The following is a 24,569-nucleotide window of genomic DNA, read 5'->3' on the forward strand; positions in this document are numbered from 1 at the left end:
TCGGCGTTCGTCGAGGAGAACGTTAGAGACGTCGCGAATTCGCCGCGCACAGCAAACGCGCAGCCCGGGCGAGCGCCGTTCGCACCGGACGGTCGAGTGATCTCCGCGGCCGGAGAGCCTGGCCCGCGCCGAAATCGGGCGAGCGCCCTCCGCCGCGCTAGCCGCGCTGGCGCTGCCGCGCCTTCAGCGCGCGGTCGATCTCGCGCTTGCTCTCCGCCTTGCGCACCGCCTCACGACGGTCGTGGCGCTCCTTGCCGCGCGCGAGCCCGATCTCGACCTTCGCCCGGCCGTTCTTGAAGTACATGCGGGTCGGCACGAGCGTGTAGCCGCGCTCGCGCGTCTTGCCGGCGAGTCGATCGATCTCCGCGCGGTGCAGGAGCAGCTTCCGCTGACGGTCGGGCTCCGGGACGTCGCGGGTCGTGAAGCCGTACGGCGAGATGTGCACGCCGATCAGCACCGCCTCGCCGTCCTTGGTGATGCGCGCGTAGGAGTCCTTCAGGTTCACCCTGCCCTCGCGCAGCGACTTCACCTCGGAGCCGAGCAAGACGATGCCCGCCTCCACCGTCTCGTCGATGAAGTAGTCGTGTCGCGCCTTGCGGTTGACCGCGATCGTTTTCTCACCGCTCTCGCGGGCCATGCGCGCTCTCGCTAACAGGAGCGCGCGCTCTCGGCGACTGCCCGTGCGTCCTCCGCGACGATCCGCGCCACGGTGGAGGCCCCCGGCGCGCTCGGAAGCGCTTGCGTCGCCGCCCGGCTTCGGGGCTCAATCGAAAGGCAGTGCATCCGCTCGTCCTCCTCACGCTCGCGAGCCTGCTCGCGCTGCTGTTCGGCATCGCCGCCAACGTGCTCGCCAAGAGCCGCGCGCCGAGCGAGGCGGAGCGCCGCGCCGGACGAGGCGTCGCGGGGCTCAAGCACCTGCTGCAGGCCGGCGAGTGGCGCGCGGCGGCGCCCGCGCTGCTGATCACCCTGGGCCTGCTCGGCGTGATGGTGTTCGGCGCGCTGACGCTCGCCGTGGTCGGCGGGCAAGTCGTCACCGGGATCCTGATGCTCGCCGTGGCGCTGTTCGCCGCGGCGCGGATCGCGCGCGACTACGCGCGCGCCTGAGGACGTCGCGCCGAGCTCGCGCTCGCGCACCTCAAGCCGGCATCTCGGCGAAGCGCGGCAGGTCGCCGGTGATCTCGAACCACGGCGCCTTCGAGTCGACGTAGATGTGGCGCGCGGGGCGCACCCCGGGGTCGTCGTCGAGGCTGCCGGCGGGGATCGTGACGTAGCCGCGCTGGGTGTTGACGCGCGGCACCTTGCCGCCGCAGGTCGGGCAGAAGTTCTGCCCGAAGCGCTCCGCCTCGGGAACCTTGTACGCGGCCACGAGGTCGCCGCCGCGCGTCCAGGAGAAGCGCTCGACGCTCACGAAGAGGTTCGACGCGTGCGCCGCGCCGCGCGCGAAGCGGCAGCGCGAGCAGTGGCAGTTGTTCCACGCGTCGACCGGACCCGTGAAGGTGTACGCGATCGCGCCGCACAGGCAGCTCCCGCGCACGGGATCCGCCTGCGTGACCGACGCCGGCGGCGACAGCGCCTCGCCGTAGCCCGGCGGGTAGGCGTCGAAGCGCGGCAGATCGTCGGTGATCTCGTACCAGGGCGCCTTGTGCGCGACGAAGATGTGCACCGTCGGACGTCCGCCAGGATCGTCCTCGAGGTTGCCGAACGGGACGAACACCCGGTCCTCGAACGGCGCGCCCGGCACGCTCGAGCCGCAGCGCGGACAGAAGCAGCGCTGGCCGCCGGGCGACGTCTGGTAGCGCGCCACGCGATCCGCGCCGCGCACGAAGCGGAAGCTCGCGGCGGGAAAGGCGCCCATCGTGGTGAACGCCGTCCCCGACGACTTGCGGCACATGCCGCAGTGGCAGTGGTGAACCAGCTCGCCCTCGCCCGTTCCCTCCCAGGCGATGTCCCCGCACAGACAGCGTCCTCGCATGACGCACCTCCTTGGCGCCACACATACGCCACATCCGAGCGGTCAAGGACAGAGTGCACGCGCCGCGCTGCTTCGACGAGCGTGGACCTGTCGTATCGCGCGCGCGCCCGAGCGTCACGCGTGCCCGCGGCGCGCGAGCACGGCGGATACGCGCCAGGCGTTCGGACACCGCCGCGCGCGCACGGCCGTGCTGCCCGGGGCGCGCGCCGGAGCGCGCGCCCCGCTCTTCAACGCGTCACGCCGACTGCAGCAGCGGCGGTTGCTTGACGCGGTTGCGCTCGTCGACCATCACGATCTTCGGCTGGTGCCGACGCGCGCTCTCCTCGTCGAGCCAGGTGAACGCGCCGATGATGATCAGGTCGCCGGGCGCGACCTTGCGGGCCGCCGCGCCGTTGACGCAGATCACGCCCGAGTCGCGCTCGCCCTCGAGCACGTAGGTCTCGAAGCGCTCGCCGTTGTTCACGTCCCAGACGTGCACCGACTCGAACTCGAGGAGGTCCATCGCCTCCATCAGCGTCTTGTCGATCGTGATCGAGCCCTCGTAGTTGAGGTTCGCGTCGGTGACGGTCGCGCGGTGGATCTTGCCGCGCAGCATCTTGCGCACCGGCAGGGGACGGTCGTTCTGCTTCTTCTGCGAAATCTCGAGCATCGTGCGCCTCAGCGGTTCTCGAGCGACGGGACGAGCGCCTGCGCCCGTGCAGTCGGATGGATCATCGAAGGTTCGTGACGCGCGATGCGCGCCGGCGAGGTGTCGCTCGGGTCGACGAGCGCGTTGTCGATCAGACGTACGCCGTCGACCCACACGGCGACCGCGAGCTGCGCGGCCCGGTCGACGCGCTCGACGGGCTCGAGCGACGTCGGATCGCACAGCACCGCGTACTCGAGCCGCGCCCGCGGCTCGGCTGCGATCACGCGCGCGACCGCGCCCGCGACCTCGTCGGCGCTGCGCGCGCCGCGCGCCACCGCGAGCCGCGCCGCGTCGAGCGCCGCCGGCACGCAGCGCGCCGCCTCGCGACCGGTCGGCGACAGCCGCGCGTTGCGGCTCGACATCGCGAGCCCGTCCGCCTCGCGCACCGTCGGACCGGCCACGATCTCGATGCCGAAGTCGAGGTCGCGCACCATGCGGCGCACGACCGCAAGCTGCTGGAAGTCCTTCTCGCCGAACACCGCGACGTGCGGCTTGACGGCGTGGAAGAGCTTCGCGACCACCGTGGTCACGCCGCGGAAGTGACCGGGACGGTGCGCGCCGCACATCCCGTCCGTCAAGCGATCGACGGCGACCGCGGTGACGAACTCCTCCGGGTACATCTCCTGCGCCTGCGGCGCGAACAGCACGTCGACGCCCGCTTCCTCGAGCAAGCGGCGATCGCGCTCCGGATCGCGCGGGTAGGAGATCAGGTCCTCCTCGCGATCGAACTGGATCGGGTTGACGAAGATCGAGACCACGACCCGGTCGCCGCGCGCGCGCGCCGCGCGCACCAGCGACAGGTGGCCTTCGTGCAGGTAGCCCATGGTCGGCACGAAGGCGATGCGCAGCCCGAGCGCACGCTGGCGATCGGCCCACTCCTGCATCTCGGCGACGCGCTCGATCTCGAGCATGCGCTTGCCGGGCGCGGCGACCGCGGCCTCGGCGGCGTCGCGCTCGCCGTTTTTCGCGCGCGGCGCGTGGTACGACTCGGCGTCCGACGGGAAGCCGCCCGCGCGCACGTCGTCGGCGTACGCGCGCACCGCCGCGGTCACCTGCGCGCCGAGGCCGGCGTAGCGGCGCACGAAGCGCGGCGCCTTGCGCTCCTCGGTCGCGAGCCCGAGCAGGTCGTGCATCACCAGCACCTGGCCGTCGCAGAACGGCCCCGCGCCGATGCCGATCGTCGGGATGTCGATCGCCGCCGTGATCTCGCGGCCGAGCTCGAGCGGCACGCCCTCGACCACCACCGCGAACGCGCCCGCATCGGCCACGGCGCGCGCGTCGTCGAGCAGCCGCTTGCGGCTCTCGTCGTCGCGGCCCTGCACCTTGTGGCCGCCCATGCGGTGGACGCTCTGCGGCGTGAGGCCGATGTGGCCGACGACCGGGATGTCGGCGCGCACGAGCGCGCGGATCGTCGCCGCCTGCGCGCGTCCGCCCTCGAGCTTGACCGCCTCGGCGCCGGCCTTGATCAGCTTGCCGGCGCTCTCGAGCGCGTCGCGTCGGCTGGTCTGGTAGGACAGGAACGGCAGGTCGCCGATGACCAGCGCGTTGGTCCGCGCCCGGGCGACCAGCCGGACGTGGTAGGCCATCTCGTCGAGGGTGACCGGCAGGGTCGATTCCTCGCCCTGCACGACCATCCCGAGGCTATCGCCGACGAGAAGCATGTCGATGCCTGCCCGGTCGATCAGCTGCGCGAAGGTGCAGTCGTACGCCGTCACCATCGTCAGGCGACGCGTTCCCTTCGCTCGTCGAACGTCCGGGACGGTGATCTTCGTTCTCACGGATCAATCCTCCCGGACCGGTCGGAAGGCCGTGAGAGCGATCGACGCATGCGCACGTCGCTCGGCGCTCGCGAGCTCGACAGGCCTCGGCCACGGCGTGGCGTCTGGGGCTGTCGTGCCCCCTACCCGTCCCGGTCCAGTCTCGGTCGCCGCCGCTCGGTCACGAGCGGGCTGCGACGGTTACCTGGATCCCAGCGGTATGTAGTGCTGCACCCCTTTGCGGACGCTCCTGATCTCTCGGAGCAGGTCGACGCGTTCGTCGCCGTTCCCGAGAAAATCGATCATGGAGCTGTTCACGACCAACAGGGGCGCGTCGTCATACGAGTGGAAGTAGTTCCTGTACGCCTCTGCCAGCGAGCGCAGGTACTCCGGCGCGATTCGGCGCTCGTAGTCCCGGTTTCGCTTGCGAAGCCGTCTTTGCAGAACTTCGGCGCTCGCCTCGAGGTAGACCACGAGGTCGGGCTTCCGCAGCTCTGGGTGGCTGTTTTGCGCCAGCGCGCCGGCGATCGCCCGGTACAGCTCGTACTCGGGCTTGGCCAGCGTGAGGCGCGCGAAAATCTCGTCCTTGGCCAGGAGGTAGTCGCAGACCACCGCGCGGTCGTCGCCAGAGGCCCGACGCTGCGCGATGCGCGCCTGCTGCTCGAGCCGCAAGAGCAGGAAGCGAAGCTGGGCCGCGAGCGCATGCCGGTCGGGCGCCATGTAGAAAGGACGCAGGAACTCGTTGTGCTCGGCCGGATCGAGCTCCAGCTCGGCATCGAACTCCTCGGCGAGGATCTTCGCCAGCGACGTCTTTCCAACGGCAATGGGCCCTTCGACTACGATGTACCGTCCTCGGCTCACCCCGCCGCACCGCCGCGGCCCGGATAACACACGGTTCCGGCTACGTAAACACGCGAACGTCACCCCGGCGTGCGCCCGTCCGCGCGCCCGTCGACCCGGTCCGCTTGGCGGCGAGGTAGCTGGTCACGAGGAGCGTCATCTCCTGCGCCTGCTGCTCGAACGTCGAGTTCGGGCTCGCAGCGGCGCGCGGTGCAGCGTCGTCGTGCACGACGAGCCGGTGCGTCAAGCTCTCGAGCACCTCGGCCGCGAGCCGTGCGGCGATCGGCGCCTCGGCGGGCGGGACGCCGTGCTCCTCGAGGAGCTTCGCGACCTCGGACGCCATCGCCTGCTCGAGCGCGGTGACGCGCGCGCGCAGACGCGGCGGCAGCGGCGCCTCCTCGAACAGCACCCGGTGCAGCCCCGGATCGCGCGCGTGCAGCGCGACCATCACGTCGACCAGCCGGCGCACGACGTCGGGAAGCGGCAGGCGCGACGCGCGCACCGCGGCGAGCTCCGCCGCGAGCGTGCGCTCCGCCTCGTCGACGTGGCGCTCGGTGAGCGCGACCAGGATCGCGTCCTTGCTCGGGAAGTACTCGTAGAGCGAGCCGATCGACACGCCGGCGCGCCGCGCGATGTGGTTGGTGGTCGTGCGCGCGTAGCCCGAGGTCGCGAAAACCCGAGCAGCCGCCTGCAGGATCGCGTCGACCGTCGCCTGCGAGCGCCGCTGGATCGGCTTCTTGCGCGGCTCGAGCCGCTTTTTGCGGGGCGCTCGGGTGGGCATGGGAATCCGAGTAGCGAATCCGAGCAATTACTCGGTATTTCTCGCGGCGTCAAGAAGGAGCGTCAAGAATGGAGGATCGCCTCATGCCCGTCCTCGCTCTCGTGGGCTTCGTGCTGTTCGCCCTGCTCGCCTTCGGCTGGCGCACGTGGGTGCACTGGCGTCGCACCGGCTCGAGCGGCTTCCGCGGCTTCTCGGGACGCGCCGGTAGCCTCGAGCGGTTCGCGGGGCTGCTGTTCGCGGTCGCGATCGCGGCCGCCCCGCTCGCGGCGGTGCTCGATCTCACCGGCACGCTGACGCGCGTCGCCCTGCTCGACACGACGCTCGCGCGCGTCGTCGGGCTCGTCGCCTACGCGCTCGGCGTCGCCGGCACGCTGTGGTCGCAGCTCGCGATGGGGGACTCGTGGCGCATCGGCGTCGATCCCAGCGAGCGCACGACGCTCGTCACCCGCGGCCCCTACCGCAGCGTGCGCAACCCCATCTTCAGCTTCATGGTGCTCGCGGTGGCGGGTCTCGCGCTGCTCACGCCGAACGTGCTCGCGCTCGCCGCGGTCGCGGCGCTGATCGTCGCGGTCGAGATCCAGGTGAAGAAGGTCGAGGAGCCCTACCTCGAGCGCACGCACGGCGACGCGTACCGCGCGTACCGCGCGCGCACCGGGCGCTTCGTCCCGGGCATCGGTCGCTGAGCGTAGACGCGGCCTTGCGACGCGACGGACGGCCGACCGTCGTCACGCGCGCGAGCTCAGGCGCGCGCCGTGACGACCGTGAGCTGCGTCGAGCCGCGCCTCAGCCGAGCCGCTCGCCCGCCGCGAGCTTCGCCTCGGCCGCGAACTCCGCCGCCTTGACCTTGCCGCCCGCGCCGCGCACGCGGCCGATGGCGATCGCGCCGGCGCCGTCGCCCTGCCCGGCCGCGACGACGATCCCGCGCTCGTCGACCGCGAGCACCGTCCCGGGCGCGGCGCCGCGCACGTCGTCGCCGACCCGGCGCGCGTCGTAGAGACGCAGCGTCTCGCCGCGCAGGCGCGTGTGCGCGCCGGGCTGCGGATCACAGCCGCGGATCAGGTCGTAGACCTGCTTGCACGGCAGCTCCCAGCGCACGCCCGCGTGCTCGTCGGTGCACAGCGGGTCGTAGCTCGCCTGCGACTCGTCCTGCGGGATGCGCGGCGCGGTGCCCGCGGCCACCATGTCGACCGCGCGCACCGTCCCGGCGACGCCCTTCTCGAAGATCTTGTCGAAGTACAGCGAGCCGGCGGTGTCGTCGGGACCGATCTCGACCTCTTCCTGGAGCAGGATCGGTCCGGTGTCGATGCCGGCGTCGGTCCAGAAGACGGTGTAGCCGCCGCGCGTCTCGCCGCGGATGATCTGCCAGGCGAGCGCGCTGCCGCCGCGGTAGCGCGGCAAGAGCGACGGGTGGAAGCACAGCGTGCCGAGGCGCGGCGCCTCGAACACCGCGGGCGGGATGATCTTGGTGACGTAGGCGAGCACGCCGAGGTCGGCGTTCAGCTCGCGGAACTCGCGCGCGACCTCCTCGGTCTTGTAGCTCGCCGGCGTCCGCACCGGGACGCCCGCCTCGGCGGCCGCGGCCGCGAGCGGATCGGGCTTGCCGCCCTTCTCCGGCGGCGCATACGCCGCCACGACCTCGTGCCCGGACGCGAGCAAACCCTGCAAGACACGTTGTGCGAACGCAGCCTGACCAACGAGAACGACACGCATGGCCCGTCGGCTAGCATGGAAGCCGCGCTCGATTCCAAGCGGACACGCGGCTTCCCAAGCTCTCGCGACGGATGATAAGGCTTCGCCGAACGTACCAAACGTACCTGTTTCCTCGGAGGTCGAACGAATGCCTGCGAAACGCTCGTGGTCGTGGATCCTGTCTGGCCTCATCGTGTGCAGCACGCTCGCGCTGCACGCCTGCACGCAGTCCGAGCCCGAGAAGACCGAGCAGCCCGCGTCGGCTCCGAGCGCGGCGGCTCCGGCGGCACCCGCGCCCGGGCAGCCTGCGCAGGCGCCCGCTCCCGGCGCGACGATGTCGATGGTGATCGACGAGCTCTACGTCGACGCCGAAGCCGACCCCGACGAGGGCGCGCCGCCGCTCACCGTCAAGTTCACCTCGACGGTGGAGGACGCGACCGGCGCGGTCACGTGCACCTGGGACTTCGGCGACGGCACGCCGGCGAGCAACGACATGAACCCGACGCACGTGTACCAGGCGGAGGGCGACTACGTGGTCACCCTCAAGTGCAAGGACTCGAAGGGGATCGAGGGCGAGACCGAGATCGACGTCAGCGTTTACACGGAAGAGTGAGGCTCGCGAGCGCGCGGGCGACGTCGCGTCCCAGGCGCGCGACGCCCGCGCGCGTGCGTAGCAGCGCGTTGTTGATCTCGAGCTCGACGTAGGCGACGTCGTGCGCCTCGCCGTGTCGGCGAGCGCTGTAGATCAACCCGTCGAGCCCCGAGTAGGGCTCGTTGTAGCGCACCCGGTAGCCGAGCTTCGCGAGCGCGCGCCCGAGCCGGCGGGCGAGCACCGGGTAGGCATCGAACAGCACGCCGATGTCGAACGGCCGCGGGTTGCCGTTCAGCACCGGCGTGAAGCTGTGCAGCGCGAGGATCTGCACGGCCGCGTCCGGATGACGACGCTTGGCGCGCGCCACCATGCGGTCGACCGCCGCGTGGTAGGGCTCGTGGTAGAGCGCGATCCGCCGGCGACGCTCGGCCGCGTCGACCCGCGCGTTGCCCGGCACCACCACCCCGTCGCTCTGGCGGACGATCAGGCTCGGGTCGCGCGGATCGCGGTTGCAGTCGATCAGCAGGCGCGACCAGCGCGACGCGACGTAGGGAACACCGAGCCGCCTCGCGACCTCGCGCTGGACCGCGTGGGCGCCGATGTCCCAGCCGATGTGGTCGCGGATCGCCGCGCGCGGCACGCCGAGACCGCGGTACTCGCGCGGCACCGCGTAGCTCGCGTGCTCGCACGTCAGCACCCAGAGGACGCGTCCGCCCGCCGACCGCGCCACCGGCTTCACTTCTTGAGCGTCGTTTCGAAGAGCCGCAGCAGACGCTTCCACGCGTCCTGCGCCGCAGCCGCGTGGTACGACGGCCGCTCGTCGCAGAAGAAGCCGTGGTCCGCGCCCGGGTAGACGATCACCTCGGCGTCCTTGCCGAGCGCCGCGAGGCGCTCCTTCACCAGCGCGACCTCGTCGGGCGGGATGAAGGCGTCCTTCTCGCCGTAGAAGACCACCATCTTGGCGCCGATCCCCTGCGCCTCCTCGATCGGCGGGTGCGGTCGACGCTCGCTCGGCATCATGTTGCGGCCGATGCCGCCGCCGTAGAACGGCGCCGCCGCGCGCAGCGGCAGCCGGCAGGCGGCGAGGAAGGTGATGAAGCCGCCCATGCAGAAGCCGGTCATGCCGATCGCGCCGCGCTTGACCGACGGCAGCGCTTCGAGGTGGTCGATCGTCGCCCGCACGTCGCCGACGATCGCGTCGTAGCCCGGGAGCTCCATCATGAGCCCGATCGCCCGCTGCAGCTCGGAGTAGGCGCAGACGCGCTCGCCGGGATGGCGGTAGTAGAGGTCCGGAGCGATCGTCACGTAGCCCTCACGGGCGATCCGATCGGCGACCTCCTTGATGTGGCCGTTCAGCCCGAAGGCCTCCATCACCACGATGACGCCCGGAAAGGGCCCCTCACCCACCGGTTGGGACCGGTAGGCCGGCATCACGCCGTCGCCGGTCCGGATCTCGACCATCTCGCCCTGCACGTCCACTGCCGACACCTCCCGCGCGCTCGAGCGCGAAAATAGAACGGGCCCAGGCGGCTCCGCCAGCCGGGGTTTGACTTCGCCGCCGGTGCCGCCTAGTCGTAAAACGCTTTTTGCAGCCGGATGGCCGGCTGCAGGCCTTCCGGCCGGGCCGCTCTCCTACCATGGTGCGACGCGACAAAACCAACTACGTGATTCAGTCGGTGGCGCATGCCCTCGACGTCCTCGAGCAGTTCGCAGGCGACACCGAGGAGCTCGGCGTCACCGACCTCTCCAAGCGGCTCAAGCTGCACAAGAACAACGTCTTCCGTCTGCTCGCGACGCTCGAGTCGCGCGGCTACATCGAGCAGAACAAGTCGACCGAGAACTACCGCCTGGGCATCCGCTGCCTGCAGCTCGGCCAGACCTTCGTCCAGCAGATGGGGCTGCTGCGCCAGGCGCGTCCGATCATGGAGGACGTCGTCAAGGCGTGTCAGGAGACGGTCTACCTGAGCCTGCTGCGGCGTGCGTCGGTGGTGCCGCTGCAGTCGGTCGAGGCGGACCGTCCGGTGCGGGTCATCTCGCTCCTCGGCCAGGCGCTGCCGCTGCACTGCACGGCCGCGGGCAAGGTTCACCTCGCGTTCGAGTCCGAGGAAGAGATCAAGCAATCGCTGCCGGAGTCGCTCGAGCGCCACACCGACAAGACCATCACCAGGCGCGTCGATCTGATCGCCGATCTGCGCGCGGTCGCCGAGCGCGGCTACGCCATCGAGGCCGCCGAGTACCTGCCCGACCTGATGTCGATCGCGGTGCCGATTCGCGACTACACGCGCACCGTGGTCGGTAGCCTGTCGATCACGGCGCCCGAGTACCGTCTTTCGCCCGATCGCATCGAGCGCGAGATCGCGCCGCTCGCGCTGCGCGCCGGACGCGATCTCTCGAACCGGCTCGGCTACAACGCCTGAGCTGGCGTCCAACACGGGCGCTCACGTCTTCCATCAGCAAACCCTTCGTTGACTCCGAGTAGCACCGTGTTATCCAGCCCTGGTCGATCGCGACATGCGCGTCCTGTGCGCCCCGCGCGACCAACGGCGCGCGGGACCTCGCGGCGCTTTTCCCGAGCGAAGGAGCATCCAGAGTGAAGATCCTGGTACCGATCAAGCGGGTTCCGGACCCGCAGACGAACATCAGCGTGAAGGCGGACGGGTCGGGCATCGTCACCGACAACGTCAAGTTCGTGATCAACCCCTTCGACGAGATCGCGCTCGAGGAAGCGCTGCGCATCAAGGAGAAGCAGGGTGGCGCGGAGGTCGTGCTGGTCTCGATCGGCCAGAAGGTCGCCCAGGAGCAGCTGCGCACCGGCCTCGCGATGGGCGCCGACCGCGCGGTCCTGGTGCTGTCGGACGACGAGCTCGATCCTTCGGTCACCGCGAACGTGCTGAAGAAGCTCGTCGAGCAGGAGAACCCGGACCTGGTGCTGCTCGGCAAGCAGGCGATCGACGACGACGCGAACCAGACCGGCCAGATCCTGGCGTCGATCCTCGACTGGCCTCAGGCGACGTTCGCGTCGAAGGTCGAGTTCTCCGACGACAAGAAGGAGGTCACGGTGACGCGCGAGGTCGACGGTGGCCTCGAGACCGTCGCGTTCGCGCTGCCCGGTGTCATCACCACCGATCTGCGCCTCAACGAGCCGCGCTATGCCTCGCTGCCCGGCATCATGAAGGCGCGCAAGAAGGAGCTCAAGGAGATCCCGCTCGCCGAGCTCGGCGTCGACACCACGCCGCGCGTCAAGACGCACAAGCTCGCCCCGCCGCCGAAGCGCGCTGCCGGGCGCAAGGTCGAGTCGGTGCAGGAGCTCGTCAACCTGCTGCACACCGAAGCGAAGCTGATCTGACGCCGCACGCGCGCTGAGGAGCAACGAGTCATGGCAACGGTTCTGGTCTACATCGAGCACGCGCACGGCAAGCTCCTGAAGAGCTCGCTGGTGGCCGTCCGCGCCGCACAGGAAGTCGCGAAGAAGGGCAACGACGACGTCGTCGCCCTCGTACTCGGTCAGGGCATCGACGCGATCGCCTCGGAGGTCGCGGGCCACGGCGTCAAGCAAGTGGTCGCGATCGACGACGCGCGGCTCGCGAGCTACGTCGCCGACCTGCAGGCGAAGGCGGTCGCGCACGTCGCCAAGGAGAAGGGCGCGACCTGGGTGGTCGGCGCCGCGACCGCGCAGGGCAAGGACTTCTTCCCGCGCGTCGCGCAGCTCCTCGACGCCGGCATGGCGAGCGACATCACGGCGTTCAACGAGGACGGCACGATCACCCGTCCGACCTACGCCGGCAACGCGCTCGCGACGGTGACGATCGAGACGCCGGTCAAGGTGGTCACGGTGCGCACCACCGCGTTCGAGCCGGCCGAGAAGTCGGGCAGCGCGAGCGTCGAGAAGGCCGCCCTGCCCGCCGACGTGACGAGCAAGATGCGCTTCGTCTCGTTCAACGAGACCAAGAGCGATCGTCCGTCGCTCGGCGACGCGACCATCGTCGTCTCCGGTGGCCGCGGCCTCAAGTCGGGCGAGAACTTCAAGGAGTACCTCGAGCCGCTCGTCGACGTGCTCGGCGCCGCGATGGGCGCCTCGCGCGCCGCGGTGGACGCGGGCTTCGTGCCGAACGACCTGCAGGTCGGCCAGACCGGCAAGGTGGTGGCGCCGCAGCTCTACATCGCGGTCGGCATCTCCGGCGCGATCCAGCATCTCGCCGGCATGAAGGACTCGAAGGTCATCGTGGCGATCAACAAGGATCCGGACGCGCCGATCTTCAGCGTCGCGGACTATGGTCTGGTCGCCGACCTCTTCAAGGCCGTCCCTGAGATGACGGAAGAGGTGAAGAAGCTGAAGGCGAGCTGAGCGCCCGCTTCTCGATCCGCGTGAATCGACTCGAGCCCGGGTGTCCAGCTTCCCGGGGCAGCGGTTGCATGCTCGGGGGAGTGCAATGACGCTACAGGACCTGAAGCTCGGCGAAACCCGCGAGATCTTCTGGAACGCGCCTCAGGTCTTCCGCGAGCACTTCGCGGACCTGTTCCACTTCATCTACCTGGGGCTGCCGTTCGTCCTGTTCGCGCTCTGGGGTCTGACGATCCTGTACCCGCTGTGGCGCTGGTACAGGATCATCCGCCTCGGCGCGCCTCGCGATCCGATCAATCGCTTCGACCACCTCGGGCTGCGCCTGCAGCGGGCGCTGCTCGAGGGCATCGGTCAGGGGCGCGTGGTGCGTGAGCCGTCGGGCGTCACGCACCAGGTGCTGTTCGTGTCGTTCGTCGTGCTGTTCCTCGGCACGTCGCTGATCACGGTCGAGGCCGACACGCCGCTCAACTTCTACTACGGCGCGTTCTACGCCCTCTACAAGTTCATGATGGACCTCGCGGGCGTCGGCCTCGTCGTGACGTCCTCGATGTTCCTCTACCGGCGCTTCATCCGGCCGCCGCGCGCGCTGCGCCAGCCGGGCAAGATGGCGTCGAGCTTCGAGAACGAGTCCGGCTACGGCTTCCCGCTGGTGATGCTGTGGCTGATCGGCATGACGGGCTTCATGCTCGAGGGCGCGCGCATCGTCGCCGAGCCGTCGAGCTCGCCGGGGCTCGCGTTCATCGGTCCGATCTTCGCGGCGGGCTTCCGCGCGCTCGGGACCGGTGAGGGCTTCCACCGCGTGGTGTGGATCGTCCACCTCGCGATCGTCCTCACCTTCCTCTACACGCTGACCGCCACCAAGCTCCGGCACATGTTCATCGCGCCGGTGAACATCTTCTTCCAGCGCATCGGCGCGGGCTACGAGAACGGCTACCGGGCGACCCCGATCACCGACTTCGAGACGGCCGAGACCTTCGGCGTCGAGAAGGTCGAGGAGTACTCCTGGAAGCAGCTCCTCGACATGGCGGCCTGCCTCGAGTGCGGTCGCTGCACGCTCAACTGCCCGACCGTCAATACCAACAAGGCGCTCAACCCGAAGCACCTGGTGATCGAGCAGCGCGAGCACCTGCTCGCCAAGACCTCGTTCCTCTGGGCGCAGATGGCGAAGTTCGCGGCGGATCGCCGTCGTGCTCTCGCGGCGGCCGACGCCGGCGCGACCGACGGCGCTGCGACCGACGCGGCCAACGAGCTCGACCTCGACCAGCCGCTCGACCGCGGCGATGGCGGCGACGTCGCGCTCGACGAGCTCGTCCCGCGCACGCGGCCGCTGCTCGGCGAGGAAGCGGGCCCCGGCGGCGATCCGGCGATGAGCGAGGGCGGCGTGCACGCCGCGAACGGCCACGACTCGGCCTGGCTCGCCAACGCCGACATGATCCGCGAGGTCGCGACCGAGCCCGTGATCTGGGGCTGCACGACCTGCGGCTGGTGCGAGGAGGGCTGCCCGGTCTCGATCGAGCACATCCAGCGCATCGTCGACATGCGGCGCCACGCCGTGCTCGTGCGCTCGGAGTTCCCGTCCGACCTCGCGAAGTCGTTCAAGGGCACCGAGAACCAGTCGAACCCGTGGGGCATCTCGGCCGACCAGCGCGCCGCCTGGGCCGAGGGGCTCGACGTCCCGACCATGGCGGAGCTCGGCGAGGACGAGCGCGTCGAGGTCCTCTACTGGGTCGGCTGCGCCGGCTCGTTCGACGAGCGCAACCAGAAGACCAGCAAGGCGTTCGTCAAGATCATGAAGCAGGCGGGCGTCAAGTTCGGCATCCTCGGCATGGAGGAGCAGTGCACGGGTGAGCCCGCGCGGCGTCTCGGCAACGAGTACCTCTACTTCACGCTCGCGCAGATGAACGTCGAGACGCTGAACCGCTACAAGTTCGACAAGATCGTCACGCAGTGCCCGCACTGCTTCAACACGATCAAGAACGAGTACCCCGACCTCGGCGGCAAGTTCGAGGTGCAGCACACGATGCAGTTCATCGAGAGCCTGCTCGAGTCGGGACGGCTCAAGCTCGAGAAGAACTTCCTCGACAAGCGCCTCACGATCCACGACCCGTGCTACCTCGCGCGCCACAACAACGTGCACGAGGCGCCGCGCCGCATCCTCGACAAGATCCCCGGCATGAAGCGCGAGGACGTGCCGAACTCGCGTCGGCGGACGTTCTGCTGCGGCGCGGGCGGCGGTCAGTTCTGGAAAGAGGAGGAGCACGGCACGCCGCGCATCAACGTGACGCGCTTCGAGCAGCTCATGGAGGCGAAGCCCGACACGATCGCGGTCGCCTGCCCCTTCTGCACGACGATGATCGGCGACGCGACCAAGGCGAAGGGCCTCGAGGAGCAGGTCGAGGTCAAGGACGTCGTCGAGATCGTCGCCGACTCGATCGCGTCCTGAGGCGCGACGTGCAGTTCTGGTCGCGCAGCCCTCGCGCGGAGCACGGTGTCGCCGCGCGAGCGCTCGCGGCGCTCGTCTGGTTCCTGCTGCTGCTCGCGAGCTGCCGCAGCTCGAGCGCAGCCGACACCGTCGTCGTCAAGACAAAGTCCGGGGCCGAGATCCCGGTCACGGTCGAGCTCGCGACCACGCCCGAGGCGCGCACGCTCGGCCTCATGTACCGCGACCGCCTCGATCCGGGCCGCGGCATGCTGTTCATCTTCCCCGAGCCCGGGCACCAGAGCTTCTGGATGCGCAACACGCGCATCCCGCTCGACATCCTGTTCATCGACGAGTCGCACCGCATCGTCCGCCTCTACGAGAACACGACGCCGTTCTCCGAGAAGTCGCTGCCGAGCGGCGCGCCCGTGCGCTTCGTGCTCGAGGTCCCGGGCGGCTTCTGCGCCGCGAACGGCATCGCCGTGGGCGACGCGGTCGAGCTCGGGACGCTCGCCACGAGACCGGTGACGTGAGCCGCGCCGGACGCGGCTGTTGCGCGTGGACCCGCGGTTGCTAGGGTCCGACGACGTGATCGTCATCCTCAAGCCCGACACGCCGAAGGATTCGCCCGAGGTCCAGCAGGTCCTCGACATCGCGGCGCGCTACGAGGGCGTGAGCGCGCGGCTTCACGTCGTCGAGGGCGCGACCCGGTCGTTGATCGAGATCTACCTGATCGGCTCGACCGTGGCCGTGCCAACCGAGCCCTTCGAGGAGCTCGACTGCGTCGAGCGCGTCGTTCGCGTGTCGGAGAAGTACCGCATCATCGGTCGCCACAAGGGCCAGGTGGAGGCGATCGGCTTCCAGTACCAGGGACTGACCTTCGACCAGGACAGCCTGCACGTCCTCGCCGGGCTGTGCGCCGTCGACACGCGCGAGCACGTCGAGCTGATGTTCCGCGCGCTGAACCGCGTCGGCCTGACCACGACGCGCATGGGCGCGTTCAAGCCGCGCACGAGCCCGTACGACTTCCAGGGGCTCGGCAAGGCGTGCCTGCCGTGGGTCTTCGAGCTCGCCGGCAAGTACGGGATCCGCGTGATCGCGATGGAGATCACGCACGAGTCGCAGATCGACGAGATCAATTCTGCGCTCGACGCTGCCGGCAGCCCGACCGGCGTCATGCTGCAGATCGGCACACGCAACGCGCAGAACTTCGAGCTGCTGAAGTACGTCGGTCAGCAGCAGCGCTTCCCGGTGCTGTTCAAGCGCGGCATGGGAATCACGCTCGAGGAGTCGCTCAACGCCTGCGAGTACGTCGCGAGCGAGGGCAACAACAAGATCGTCCTCTGCCTGCGCGGCATGAAGACCAACCTCGGCGACCCGCACCGCAACTTCGTCGACTTCGCGCACGTGCCGGTCGTGAAGCGCTTGACGCGCCTGCCGGTGTGCGTCGACCCGTCGCACTCGGTGGGCCGCAAGGAGCTCGCGCCCGACGGGCTCACCGACATCCACCACGCGACCGCGCAGGGCGTGATCGCCGGCGCCAACATGGTGCTGGTCGACTTCCACCCGAACCCGGCCAAGGCGCTGTGCGACGGACCGCAGGCGCTCACCCTCGAGGAGCTCGATGCCTACCTCGAGGACGTGCGCATCGTGCGCGAGGCCTACGAGCGACGTCGCGCGCTCGCCGAGCGCCCGACGCTGCCGACCGCGGCGTCCGCCTGACGGACGGGGCAGAAGGCGCGCTCGCGGCGTCGAGCGCAGCGCCTCGCCGCACGCCGCGGTGGGCCTCGCCGCCCTCGCCTCTCGCTGGACGCCCGCGCCCGACGCTCAGCCCAGCCGGCGCGCCGACGCCTGCGCGAGGTCGGCAAGCTTCGGCACGAAGTCGCCGAGCGCCGCGAAGCGCTCGTCCTTCGTCTGCCCGCGGACGTAGCGCACGTAGATCTGCTCGAGCACGACCGCGGTCTTGAAGAGCCCGAAGGTCTCGTAGAACGGCGCCTGCGAGACGTCGAAGCCGGTGCGGCGCGCGTAGCGCTCCGCGAGCTCGTCGCGGGTCAAGAAGCCCGGTAGCGAGGTGACGTTGCCGCCGGTGCCGCGCGGGCTCGTGTCGCTCGCCTCGGCCCAGTAGCCGAGCAGCGTGCCGAGGTCGACGAGCGGGTCGCCGAGCGTCGTCATGTCCCAGTCGAAGACCGCGACCAGGCGCGACGGGTCGTCGGCGTCGAACATCGCGTTGTCGAGCTTCCAGTCGTTGTGCAGGACGCTGGTCGCGACGGGCTTCGGGATGCGCTCCGCGAGCCACGTGCAGAGCTCGTCCATCACCGGCATGTCGCGCGTCTTGGCGCGCTGCCAGCGGTCGTACCAGCCGCTCACCTGACGCTGCACGAAGCCCTCGGGCTTGCCGAGCGCGGCGATCTCGGGACGCGTGGTGTCGATCAGGTGGAGGTCGGCGAGCGCGTCGATCAGCTCCTCGCTCATGCGCCGACGCAGCTCGGGCGAGTCCGGCAGGTCCTCGGGCCACGTCGCGCGCACGACGACGCCGCGCCGCCGCTCCATGATGAAGAAGACGGCGCCGATCACCGAGGTGTCCTCGCACAGCAGCACCGGACGCGGCGCGAGCGGATAGAGCGGAGAGAGCGCCTTCAGCGCGCGGAACTCGCGCGCCATGTCGTGCGAGCGCGGCGCGACCGGTCCGAGCGGCGGACGACGCAGCACGAGCTCGCGGTCGGGGTAGCGCAAGAGATAGGTCAGGTTCGCGTGCCCGCCGCGGAACTGCTGGACCTCGAACGGCCCCGCGAGCTCGGGCGCGTTGTCGCGAAACCAGGCGCGCAGACGCTCCTCGTCGAAGCGCTCGTCCGGGCGAATCTCTCCCGCGGAATCGATCATCGCCGAGGTGGTTACCAACGCGGCGACGCGTGGGTCAACGCGAGCGCGCCGCGCTTTCCCTGCGCCGCGCAAGTCGCTAACCAGACCGCTCGCGACACGCGCCCGAGCGGCGCCACATACCAACACGGGCAGGAGAGAGCATGGACCTGAATCTCGCAGGGCGGGTGATCGCGGTCACCGGCGCGGCTTCCGGCATCGGCCGCGCGACGGCGATCGAGCTCGGACGGGAGGGCGCGCGCGTCGCCTGCCTCGACGTCCAGGAGGATGCCGTGCGCGCCACCGCAGCGGAGATCGAGCGCGCGGGAGGCGACGCGCTCGCGCTGCGTCTCGACGTCGCCGACCCGGCGTCCGTCGCGAGCGCGATCGACGGCACGGTGCAGCGCTTCGGCGCGCTGCACGGGCTCGTCAACGCGGCGGGCGTCGGCGGCTTCGTCCGCTTCGAGGACATGACGCTCGCGGAGTGGAACCGCGTCATCGCGATCAACCTGACGGGCACGTTCCTGATGTGCCACGCCGCCCTGCCCCACCTGCTCGCCGCCGAGGGCGGCGGCGCGATCGTCAACCTGTCGTCGATCGCGGGGCTCAAGGGCCAGGCGTACTCCTGCGCCTACGGCGCATCGAAGGGCGGCGTCGCGCTGCTGACGCGCTCGCTCGCCAACGAGTTCGCGAAGCGCAAGCTGCGCGTGAACGCCGTCTGCCCGGGCGGCGTCGCCACGCCGATGCTCGCGGGCTTCGCGGTCTCCGGGCTCGACGACACGCTGATCGAGCGCATGCAGAACCCGGCGCACACGCTCGCGCAGCCCGAGGAGGTCGCGCACCTGATCGCGTTCCTGCTCTCGGACCGCGCGTCCTACATCACCGGCGCGACCTACCCGATCGACGGCGGCGCGATCGCGTAGCGAGGCGTTCAGCCGGTCTCCGCCGCGCCGTCGCCGGCGCACGACTCGACGTGGGCGGCGAGCTCGCTCAGCTTCCACGGCTCGCCCGGCGCGTACGTCACCACCAGCACCTCGCAGTTGCGCGCGACGCGCGGCCGCACCCAGCCGCCCTCGACGAACGCGCACAGCGCGAGCATCACGCCGCCGTGGCTCACGACCACGATGTCCTCGCCGGGGAAGCTCTCCGCGAGGCGGACCAGCACGGGTGCCGCGCGCTCGCGCACGTCGACCAGCGACTCGCCGCCCGCCGGACGCCACTCCCAGAAGCGCTCGACCGAGTACTCCGGGTGCTCGCGCATCGCGCTGTACGGCTGCCCCGCGAGCTCGCCGATCGCGCGCTCGCGCAGGTCGTGCTCGATCAGGATCTCGCCCGCGTGCCCGACCTCGCGCGCGATGATCTCGGCCGTGAGACGCGCGCGGCGGTACGAGCTCGCGACGATGCGGCTCGGGCGGAAGTGGCGTGCGATCAGCCGTCCGGTCTCGCACGCCTGCTCGATGCCGACCGGCGTCAAGCCAATGTCGGGATTCGGCGAGAAGCGTCGCGCCTGATTGCCCTCGCTCTCGCCGTGGCGCACGAGGATCAGCCGACCCGACGCCGCGTTCCGCGTCCACACCTCGAGCTCGACCTCCCGCTTCACGAAGTCCTCCCTGCCTGAGCCGGCGCGAACCGTGCGCGCAGCTCGTGCTTCTTCACCTTACCGGTCGCCGTGCGCGGCAACGCGTCGACCACCTCGAGCTGCTCGGGGATCTTCTGCGCCATGACGCCGCGCTCGCGCATGAACGCGCGCACCTCGTCGAGCGACGGCGGCTGCGCGCCGGCGCGCACCACGACGCAGGCGCACACGCGCTCGCCGCGCTCGTGGTCGGGCACGCCGATCACCGCCGTCTCGGCGATCGCCGGATGCTCGTGCAGCTCGTCCTCGATCGCCTTCGCGCTCAGGTTCTCGCCCTTGCGGATGATGACGTCCTTCTTGCGTCCGGTGATGCGCACGAAGCCGCGCTCGTCGACCACCGCGAGGTCGCCCGAGCGCAGAAAGCCGTCGCTCGTGAACGCCGCGCGCGTGAGCTCCGGGTCGAGGTAGCCGACGCAGAGCTGCGGCCCGAAGAGCTCGACCTCCCCTTCGCTGCCCGGCGGCAGCACGCGCCCGGCGTCGTCGACGACCCGCACCGTCACGCCCGGCGTCGGGCGTCCGTCGGTGCCGATCGCCGCGTCCTCGGGATCGTCGGGACGGCTCGCGGTCGCCATCGGGCACTCGGTCATGCCGTACGAGCGGTACACGAAGGCATCGAGGCGCTCGCCGAGCTCGCGCACGAGCTCGGGCGGCACGTCGGTCGCGCCGAGCGCGGCGACGCGCACGCTGCGCACGCGCTCGCGCGAGAAGCCCGGCGTCGCGAGCAGCGCCTGCAGGATCGGCGTCGGACCGCCGGCGCTGGTCACGCCCTCGCGCTCGATGAGCTCGAGCGCCAGCGCCGGATCGAACTGCTCGAGCAGCACGGCGCGCGTCCCGTGCAGCACCGGGCTCGAGCCGAAGGCGCAGATCCCGCCGATGTGGGTGAGCGGGAACCACACGATGCCGACCGCGTCGGGGTCGCTGCCGCCGCCCGCGAACTGGATCTCCTGGAACGCGCCGAGCGTCGACGGCGTGTGCAGGACGCCCTTCGGGTCCGACGTCGTGCCCGAGGTGTAGAACAGCGCGCGCACGTCGTGCGGTCCGGGCGGCGTCGGTGGCTCCGTGTCCTCGCCGTGCGCGGACAGAGCGTCGAACGAGCGCTGGCCGTCCGCCGGCTCGGCGCGCGCGACCAGCACGTGCTCGAGGTCCGGCGCATGGGCGGCAACCGCACGCGCGAGCTCGCGGTGGTCGTAGCCGCGCACCTCGCCCGGCACGACCAGCACCCGACTTTTCGCCTGACGCACGACGAAGCTCACCTCGCGCTCGCGGTAGATCGGCAGGATCGGATTCGAGACCGCGCCCAGCCGGTCGAGCGCGAAGGTCAGGACCACGCCCTCGATCCAGGTCGGGAGCTGCCAGGAGACGACGTCGCCCGCGCCGACGCCGAGCGCGCGCAGCCCGCGGGCGAGCCGCGACACGCGCCGGCCGAGGTCGCGCGCGTCGACCCGCTCCGCCCCTGCGACGTACAGCACCCGCTCGGGCGTCGCGCGCACCCGCCGCTCGAGCGCGGCCGTCAAGCTGCAGCGCGGCCACTCGCCGCGACGCTCGTGCAGCGCGATGCGCTCGGGGGAAAGGGCCGTCGGCGCCGGGCGATTCACGCAAGAAGGTGTCGCAAAATGGCCGCTTGGCGTGCAACTCGCGTTTGCCTTCGGCGTGCCACGCTCGTACGATTTCGCACCTTGCACGCCTCGCGTGGTGCGTTCGATGTCTTGCCGCACGTGTGACGGCTGTGCCGTCGAGTTGCTGCCCGATTCGCTGTTCTGCCATGCGTGCGGCAAGCCCCTGACCCGTCAGGAGACGCGCCTCGCGCACGGCGAGCGCAAGCCGATCACGGTGCTGTTCGTCGACGCGTTCGGCTCGATCGCGCTCGGCGACCGGCTCGACAACGAGACCTGGCACGACGTCGTCGAGCGCTTCTTCGCCATCGTGTCGGCGGCCGTCCGCCGCTACGGCGGCACCGTCGACCGCCTGACCGGCGGCGGCATCAAGGTGCTGTTCGGCGCGCCGACGGCGCTCGAGAGCCACGCGCGCCAGGCGTGTCACGCCGCTCTGCACATCGCGCGCGAGCTCGCCGACTTCGCGCAGGAGTTCCGCAAGAGCGCCGGGGTCGAGTTCTCCGTGCGCATGGGGCTCAACTCGGGTGAGGTGGTGTTCGGCCCCGTGGGCGGCGATTCCGACACCGTGTTCACCTCGCAGGGACACACCGCCGCGCTCGCGGCGCGCATGCAGCAGCTCGCGGGCCCCGGGCAGATATACTTGACGGCGCGCACGGCGAGCCTGGTCGCCGACTTCTTCGAGCTGCGCGACGTCGGCGCGCGCCCGGTGCGCAACGCGAGCGCTTCGGTGCGCATCTACGAGCTGATCCGCGCGCGCGAGCACCGCTCGCGGCTCGACGCCGCGCGCGAGCGCGGCCTGTCGCGCTTCGTCGGACGGGCGCGCGACATGGCGAAGCTCGAGGAGGCGCTGCGCTCCGCGCACGCGAGCGGTCCGCGCGTGATCGGCATCACCGGCGAGCCCGGCGTCGGCAAGAGCCGGCTCGGCGACGAGTTCGCGGAGCGGCAGCGCTCGCACGGTCTCTCCGTGCACCACACGCGCTGCGTCGAGCACGGCGCCTGGATCCCGTTCCACGCAGCGCTGCCGTTCATCCGCTCCGAGCTCGGCATCGCGACCGACGACGACCCGGAACTCGTCCGCGAGCGCGTCACGCGCCGCCTCCTCGCGCTCGATCCGACCCTCGAGGAAGCGCTGCCCGTCCTGCTCGCCGCGCTCGGCGTCGCGCCGCCCGAGCGACGCAACACGGGCTCGGCGGCGAACGATCTCGCGCGCATCTGCCGGACGCTGATCGAAGCGCACGACCCGCTCCGTCCTTCGGTGCTGCTGATCGACGACGCGCAGTGGATGGACGCCGCATCGGCCGCGGTCTTCGAGCACCTCGTCGAGGAGCCGCCGCGCCAGGCGGTGGTCGTGGTCGTCAGCTACCGGCGCGGCTTCCGCCGACGCTGGATGGACGATCCGTCGTTCAGCGAGATCGTGCTGCAGCCGCTCGACCGTCGCGCGACGCTCGAGCTCGTCCGCTCGCTCCTCGGCAGCGATGCCTCGCTCGGCGGGCTCGCGGACCGCATCGTCGACCGCGCCGGCGGCAACCCGTTCTTCGTCGAGGAGATGGTGCACGCGCTCGTCGAGTCGGAGGCGCTCGAGGGCGAGCGCGGCGCGTACCGCCCGCGCAAGCCGGTCTCGGACGTCCGCGTGCCCGACAGCCTGCAGGCGGTGCTCGCCGCGCGCATCGACCAGCTCTCGGACGTCGAGAAGACCGTGCTGCAAGCGGCGTCCGTGATCGGCCGCGAGCTCGACGCGGCGCTGCTCGCCGACGTCACCGGGCTCGACGCGAGCCGTGTCGCCGAGATCCTCGAGACGCTCGACGCGTCCGACTTCTTCGATGCGCCACCCGAGACGCCGTCCGCCGAGGCGGTCTACGGCTTCCGCCACCCGTTGCTGCGCGAGACCGCCTACCGCTCGCTGCTGCAGGAGCGGCGCGCCGAGCTGCACCGCCGCGTCGCGCGCGCGCTGCTGAGCCGCCACGGCGCCGCGCCCGAGACCTGCGCCGCGCAGCTCGCGCTGCACTACGAGGCCGCGGGCGAGCTGCGCGAAGCCGCCCTCTGGCACCGCAGCGCCGCGAGCCACACGGAGCCCTGGGATCCCGTGCAGAGCCTCGAGCACTGGCGGCGCGTCTTCGGCTGCACCGCGGGCGACGACGGCGACGAGGCGCGCCGCCACCGTCTCGCGGCGTGCGAGGCGATCGTGCGCCTCGGCGTGCACCAAGGCGTCACCGCGGAGCAGGCGCGCCCCTTCCTGCGCGAGGGACAGTCGCTCGCGATGAGCATGGGCGAGACCCGAGCCACCGCGCTGCTGCTCAGCGCCGAAGCCACCTTCCTCGGCGCGACCGGCGACATCGCGGGCTCGATCGAGCACAACGCGCGCGCGCTCGCGCTCGCGACGCGCAGCCAGGACGACGAGCTCGCGCTGCTGTGTGGCGCGCGCTTGACGCTGGGCTACCGCATGTCCGGCGACCTGAGAGCGGCGCTCACGACCGCGGAGGCGACGCTCGCCGCGCACCGCGACGGCTGCCGCGCCCCCACGCCGGGCTGGATGGCGCTGCACCAACTCGAGCTCGCACGCATCGGCACGCTGTTCGACCTCGGTCGGCTCGAGCTCGCGGCGTCCGAGCTCGAGCGCGTGGTCGCGACGCTGCGCGGCCAGGACGCGGGCATGGTGCTCGGCTGGGCGCTGAGCCTCGCGAGCACCGCGATCCGCTTCACCGGGATGGTCGAGCCGCACCTCGTCGCGAGCGTCGAGGAGGGCTACGCGCTCGCGCGACGCCTCGCGGTGCCGAGCCTGCTCGCGCGCGCCGCGGCGAGCGTCAGCGTGACGCGCCTCTTCCAGGGGCGCGCCGCCGAGGCCCAGGCGCACGCGCAGGAGGCGGGGCGGATCCTGCGCGGCGCGCCGCACGCGTTCTACGTCGACCTGAACCCACCCTTGCTCGTCGCGCAGGCGCAGCTCGCGCTCGGCGAGCACACCGCCGCCCGAGCCGCGGCCCACGAAGCGCTCGCGTACGCGATCGAGCACGGCTCGCGGCTCGGAGAGCTCGACGCCGAGCTCTGCCTCGGCCGCATCCTGGTCGTGATGCGCGACCCGGCCGACCTCGACGAGGTGCGCCGCCGGCTCGTGCGCGGCCTCGCGCTCGTCCACCGGACGCGCGCGCGCTCGCGCGAGCCGCACCTCTGGCTCGCGCTCGCGTACCACGCGCGTCACCGCGGCGACGAGACGCGGGCGCGGACGTACCAACGTCGCGCGCTGCGCCAGATGCGCGCGATGCGCGCGCTCGGCCACCTCCGGCTCGCGGCGCGCCTGCGCGTCGACGAAGCGAACACCGCGCACCGAGACGGCGCACCGGCGAGCGGGCGGTAGCGGACATGCGCGACGTCGTCCGCTGCGCGCGCTGC

General features: G+C 71.1%; 22 protein-coding genes and 2 pseudogenes. 11 read left to right on the plus strand and 13 right to left on the minus strand.

The window, feature by feature from the left end; translation table 11 throughout:
• Nucleotides 1-157 precede the first annotated feature (157 nt).
• Nucleotides 158-637 (minus strand): SsrA-binding protein SmpB, encoded by a 480-nt coding sequence (gene smpB, locus VIS07_01205; protein HEY8514113.1) that lies wholly within the window; start codon nt 635-637, stop codon nt 158-160.
• Between the two features lie 140 nt (nt 638-777).
• Between smpB and VIS07_01210 the strand changes: the two genes are divergently transcribed.
• On the plus strand, nt 778-1,104 hold the full coding sequence (locus VIS07_01210; GenBank protein HEY8514114.1) for a hypothetical protein: 327 nt from the start codon (nt 778-780) through the stop codon (nt 1,102-1,104).
• A gap of 31 nt (nt 1,105-1,135) precedes the next feature.
• On the opposite strand, the gene VIS07_01215 is transcribed toward VIS07_01210, so the two are convergent.
• The 6 genes and pseudogenes from VIS07_01215 to VIS07_01240 all read right to left on the minus strand — a co-directional run bounded on the left by VIS07_01215 (nt 1,136) and on the right by VIS07_01240 (nt 6,038).
• Nucleotides 1,136-1,972: a GFA family protein gene (locus VIS07_01215; GenBank protein HEY8514115.1), complete on the minus strand. Its 837-nt coding sequence runs from the start codon at nt 1,970-1,972 to the stop codon at nt 1,136-1,138.
• Nucleotides 1,973-2,207: 235 nt separating this feature from the next.
• Nucleotides 2,208-2,621, minus strand: coding sequence for an aspartate 1-decarboxylase (gene panD, locus VIS07_01220; GenBank protein ID HEY8514116.1), 414 nt, complete (start codon nt 2,619-2,621; stop codon nt 2,208-2,210).
• 113 nt (nt 2,622-2,734) lie between these two features.
• Nucleotides 2,735-3,571, minus strand: a pseudogene (gene panC, locus VIS07_01225) (pantoate--beta-alanine ligase).
• Between the two features lie 69 nt (nt 3,572-3,640).
• A pseudogene (gene panB, locus VIS07_01230) lies at nt 3,641-4,438 on the minus strand (3-methyl-2-oxobutanoate hydroxymethyltransferase).
• 180 nt (nt 4,439-4,618) lie between these two features.
• Entirely contained in the window at nt 4,619-5,278 is a 660-nt protein-coding gene (locus tag VIS07_01235; protein ID HEY8514117.1) for a deoxynucleoside kinase, read from the minus strand.
• A 40-nt stretch (nt 5,279-5,318) separates the two neighbouring features.
• The gene (locus VIS07_01240; GenBank protein ID HEY8514118.1) at nt 5,319-6,038 is read right to left on the minus strand and encodes a TetR/AcrR family transcriptional regulator; all 720 of its coding nucleotides are present in this window, start codon (nt 6,036-6,038) and stop codon (nt 5,319-5,321) included.
• Between the two features lie 83 nt (nt 6,039-6,121).
• Between VIS07_01240 and VIS07_01245 the strand changes: the two genes are divergently transcribed.
• On the plus strand, nt 6,122-6,721 hold the full coding sequence (locus VIS07_01245; protein HEY8514119.1) for an isoprenylcysteine carboxylmethyltransferase family protein: 600 nt from the start codon (nt 6,122-6,124) through the stop codon (nt 6,719-6,721).
• Nucleotides 6,722-6,821: 100 nt separating this feature from the next.
• On the opposite strand, the gene VIS07_01250 is transcribed toward VIS07_01245, so the two are convergent.
• On the minus strand, nt 6,822-7,919 hold the full coding sequence (locus tag VIS07_01250; GenBank protein HEY8514120.1) for a methionyl-tRNA formyltransferase: 1,098 nt from the start codon (nt 7,917-7,919) through the stop codon (nt 6,822-6,824).
• Between VIS07_01250 and VIS07_01255 the strand changes: the two genes are divergently transcribed.
• Entirely contained in the window at nt 7,876-8,340 is a 465-nt protein-coding gene (locus VIS07_01255; GenBank protein ID HEY8514121.1) for a PKD domain-containing protein, read from the plus strand. The two genes, VIS07_01250 and VIS07_01255, sit on opposite strands and share 44 nt — an antisense overlap.
• Here the strand turns inward: VIS07_01255 and VIS07_01260 are convergent.
• Nucleotides 8,318-9,049, minus strand: coding sequence for an N-formylglutamate amidohydrolase (locus tag VIS07_01260; GenBank protein HEY8514122.1), 732 nt, complete (start codon nt 9,047-9,049; stop codon nt 8,318-8,320). The genes VIS07_01255 and VIS07_01260 overlap by 23 nt on opposite strands.
• A 5-nt stretch (nt 9,050-9,054) precedes the next feature.
• A complete protein-coding gene (locus VIS07_01265; protein ID HEY8514123.1) occupies nt 9,055-9,798 on the minus strand; it encodes a dienelactone hydrolase family protein in 744 nt (247 codons plus the stop codon).
• 158 nt (nt 9,799-9,956) lie between these two features.
• Between VIS07_01265 and VIS07_01270 the strand changes: the two genes are divergently transcribed.
• From VIS07_01270 to VIS07_01295, 6 genes are all read left to right on the plus strand, one after another.
• Complete coding sequence (locus VIS07_01270) at nt 9,957-10,736, plus strand: IclR family transcriptional regulator (protein ID HEY8514124.1); 780 nt, start codon at nt 9,957-9,959, stop codon at nt 10,734-10,736.
• A 173-nt stretch (nt 10,737-10,909) separates the two neighbouring features.
• On the plus strand, nt 10,910-11,665 hold the full coding sequence (locus VIS07_01275) for an electron transfer flavoprotein subunit beta/FixA family protein (GenBank protein ID HEY8514125.1): 756 nt from the start codon (nt 10,910-10,912) through the stop codon (nt 11,663-11,665).
• A 30-nt stretch (nt 11,666-11,695) separates the two neighbouring features.
• On the plus strand, nt 11,696-12,664 hold the full coding sequence (locus tag VIS07_01280) for an electron transfer flavoprotein subunit alpha/FixB family protein (protein HEY8514126.1): 969 nt from the start codon (nt 11,696-11,698) through the stop codon (nt 12,662-12,664).
• Between the two features lie 85 nt (nt 12,665-12,749).
• Nucleotides 12,750-15,104, plus strand: a complete 2,355-nt coding sequence (locus tag VIS07_01285; GenBank protein HEY8514127.1) for a heterodisulfide reductase-related iron-sulfur binding cluster — start codon at nt 12,750-12,752, stop codon at nt 15,102-15,104.
• Nucleotides 15,105-15,112: 8 nt separating this feature from the next.
• Complete coding sequence (locus tag VIS07_01290; GenBank protein HEY8514128.1) at nt 15,113-15,613, plus strand: DUF192 domain-containing protein; 501 nt, start codon at nt 15,113-15,115, stop codon at nt 15,611-15,613.
• 55 nt (nt 15,614-15,668) lie between these two features.
• The gene (locus VIS07_01295) at nt 15,669-16,802 is read left to right on the plus strand and encodes a 3-deoxy-7-phosphoheptulonate synthase (GenBank protein ID HEY8514129.1); all 1,134 of its coding nucleotides are present in this window, start codon (nt 15,669-15,671) and stop codon (nt 16,800-16,802) included.
• Between the two features lie 105 nt (nt 16,803-16,907).
• On the opposite strand, the gene VIS07_01300 is transcribed toward VIS07_01295, so the two are convergent.
• A complete protein-coding gene (locus VIS07_01300) occupies nt 16,908-17,960 on the minus strand; it encodes a phosphotransferase family protein (protein ID HEY8514130.1) in 1,053 nt (350 codons plus the stop codon).
• Between the two features lie 140 nt (nt 17,961-18,100).
• Here VIS07_01300 and VIS07_01305 point away from each other — a divergent pair, with 140 nt between their 5' ends.
• On the plus strand, nt 18,101-18,859 hold the full coding sequence (locus VIS07_01305; GenBank protein ID HEY8514131.1) for an SDR family NAD(P)-dependent oxidoreductase: 759 nt from the start codon (nt 18,101-18,103) through the stop codon (nt 18,857-18,859).
• 8 nt (nt 18,860-18,867) lie between these two features.
• Here the strand turns inward: VIS07_01305 and VIS07_01310 are convergent, their stop codons facing one another.
• Nucleotides 18,868-19,536 (minus strand): histidine phosphatase family protein, encoded by a 669-nt coding sequence (locus VIS07_01310; GenBank protein HEY8514132.1) that lies wholly within the window; start codon nt 19,534-19,536, stop codon nt 18,868-18,870.
• Nucleotides 19,533-21,167, minus strand: coding sequence for an AMP-binding protein (locus VIS07_01315; GenBank protein HEY8514133.1), 1,635 nt, complete (start codon nt 21,165-21,167; stop codon nt 19,533-19,535). The genes VIS07_01310 and VIS07_01315 overlap by 4 nt, the downstream gene beginning before the upstream one ends.
• Nucleotides 21,168-21,309: 142 nt before the next feature.
• Here VIS07_01315 and VIS07_01320 point away from each other — a divergent pair, with 142 nt between their 5' ends.
• A complete protein-coding gene (locus VIS07_01320; protein HEY8514134.1) occupies nt 21,310-24,534 on the plus strand; it encodes an AAA family ATPase in 3,225 nt (1,074 codons plus the stop codon).
• The last annotated feature ends 35 nt before the right edge of the window (nt 24,535-24,569 follow it).

This window comes from Candidatus Binatia bacterium, assembly GCA_036563615.1.
Taxonomy (GTDB): Bacteria; Desulfobacterota; Binatia; order UBA12015; family UBA12015; genus DATCMB01.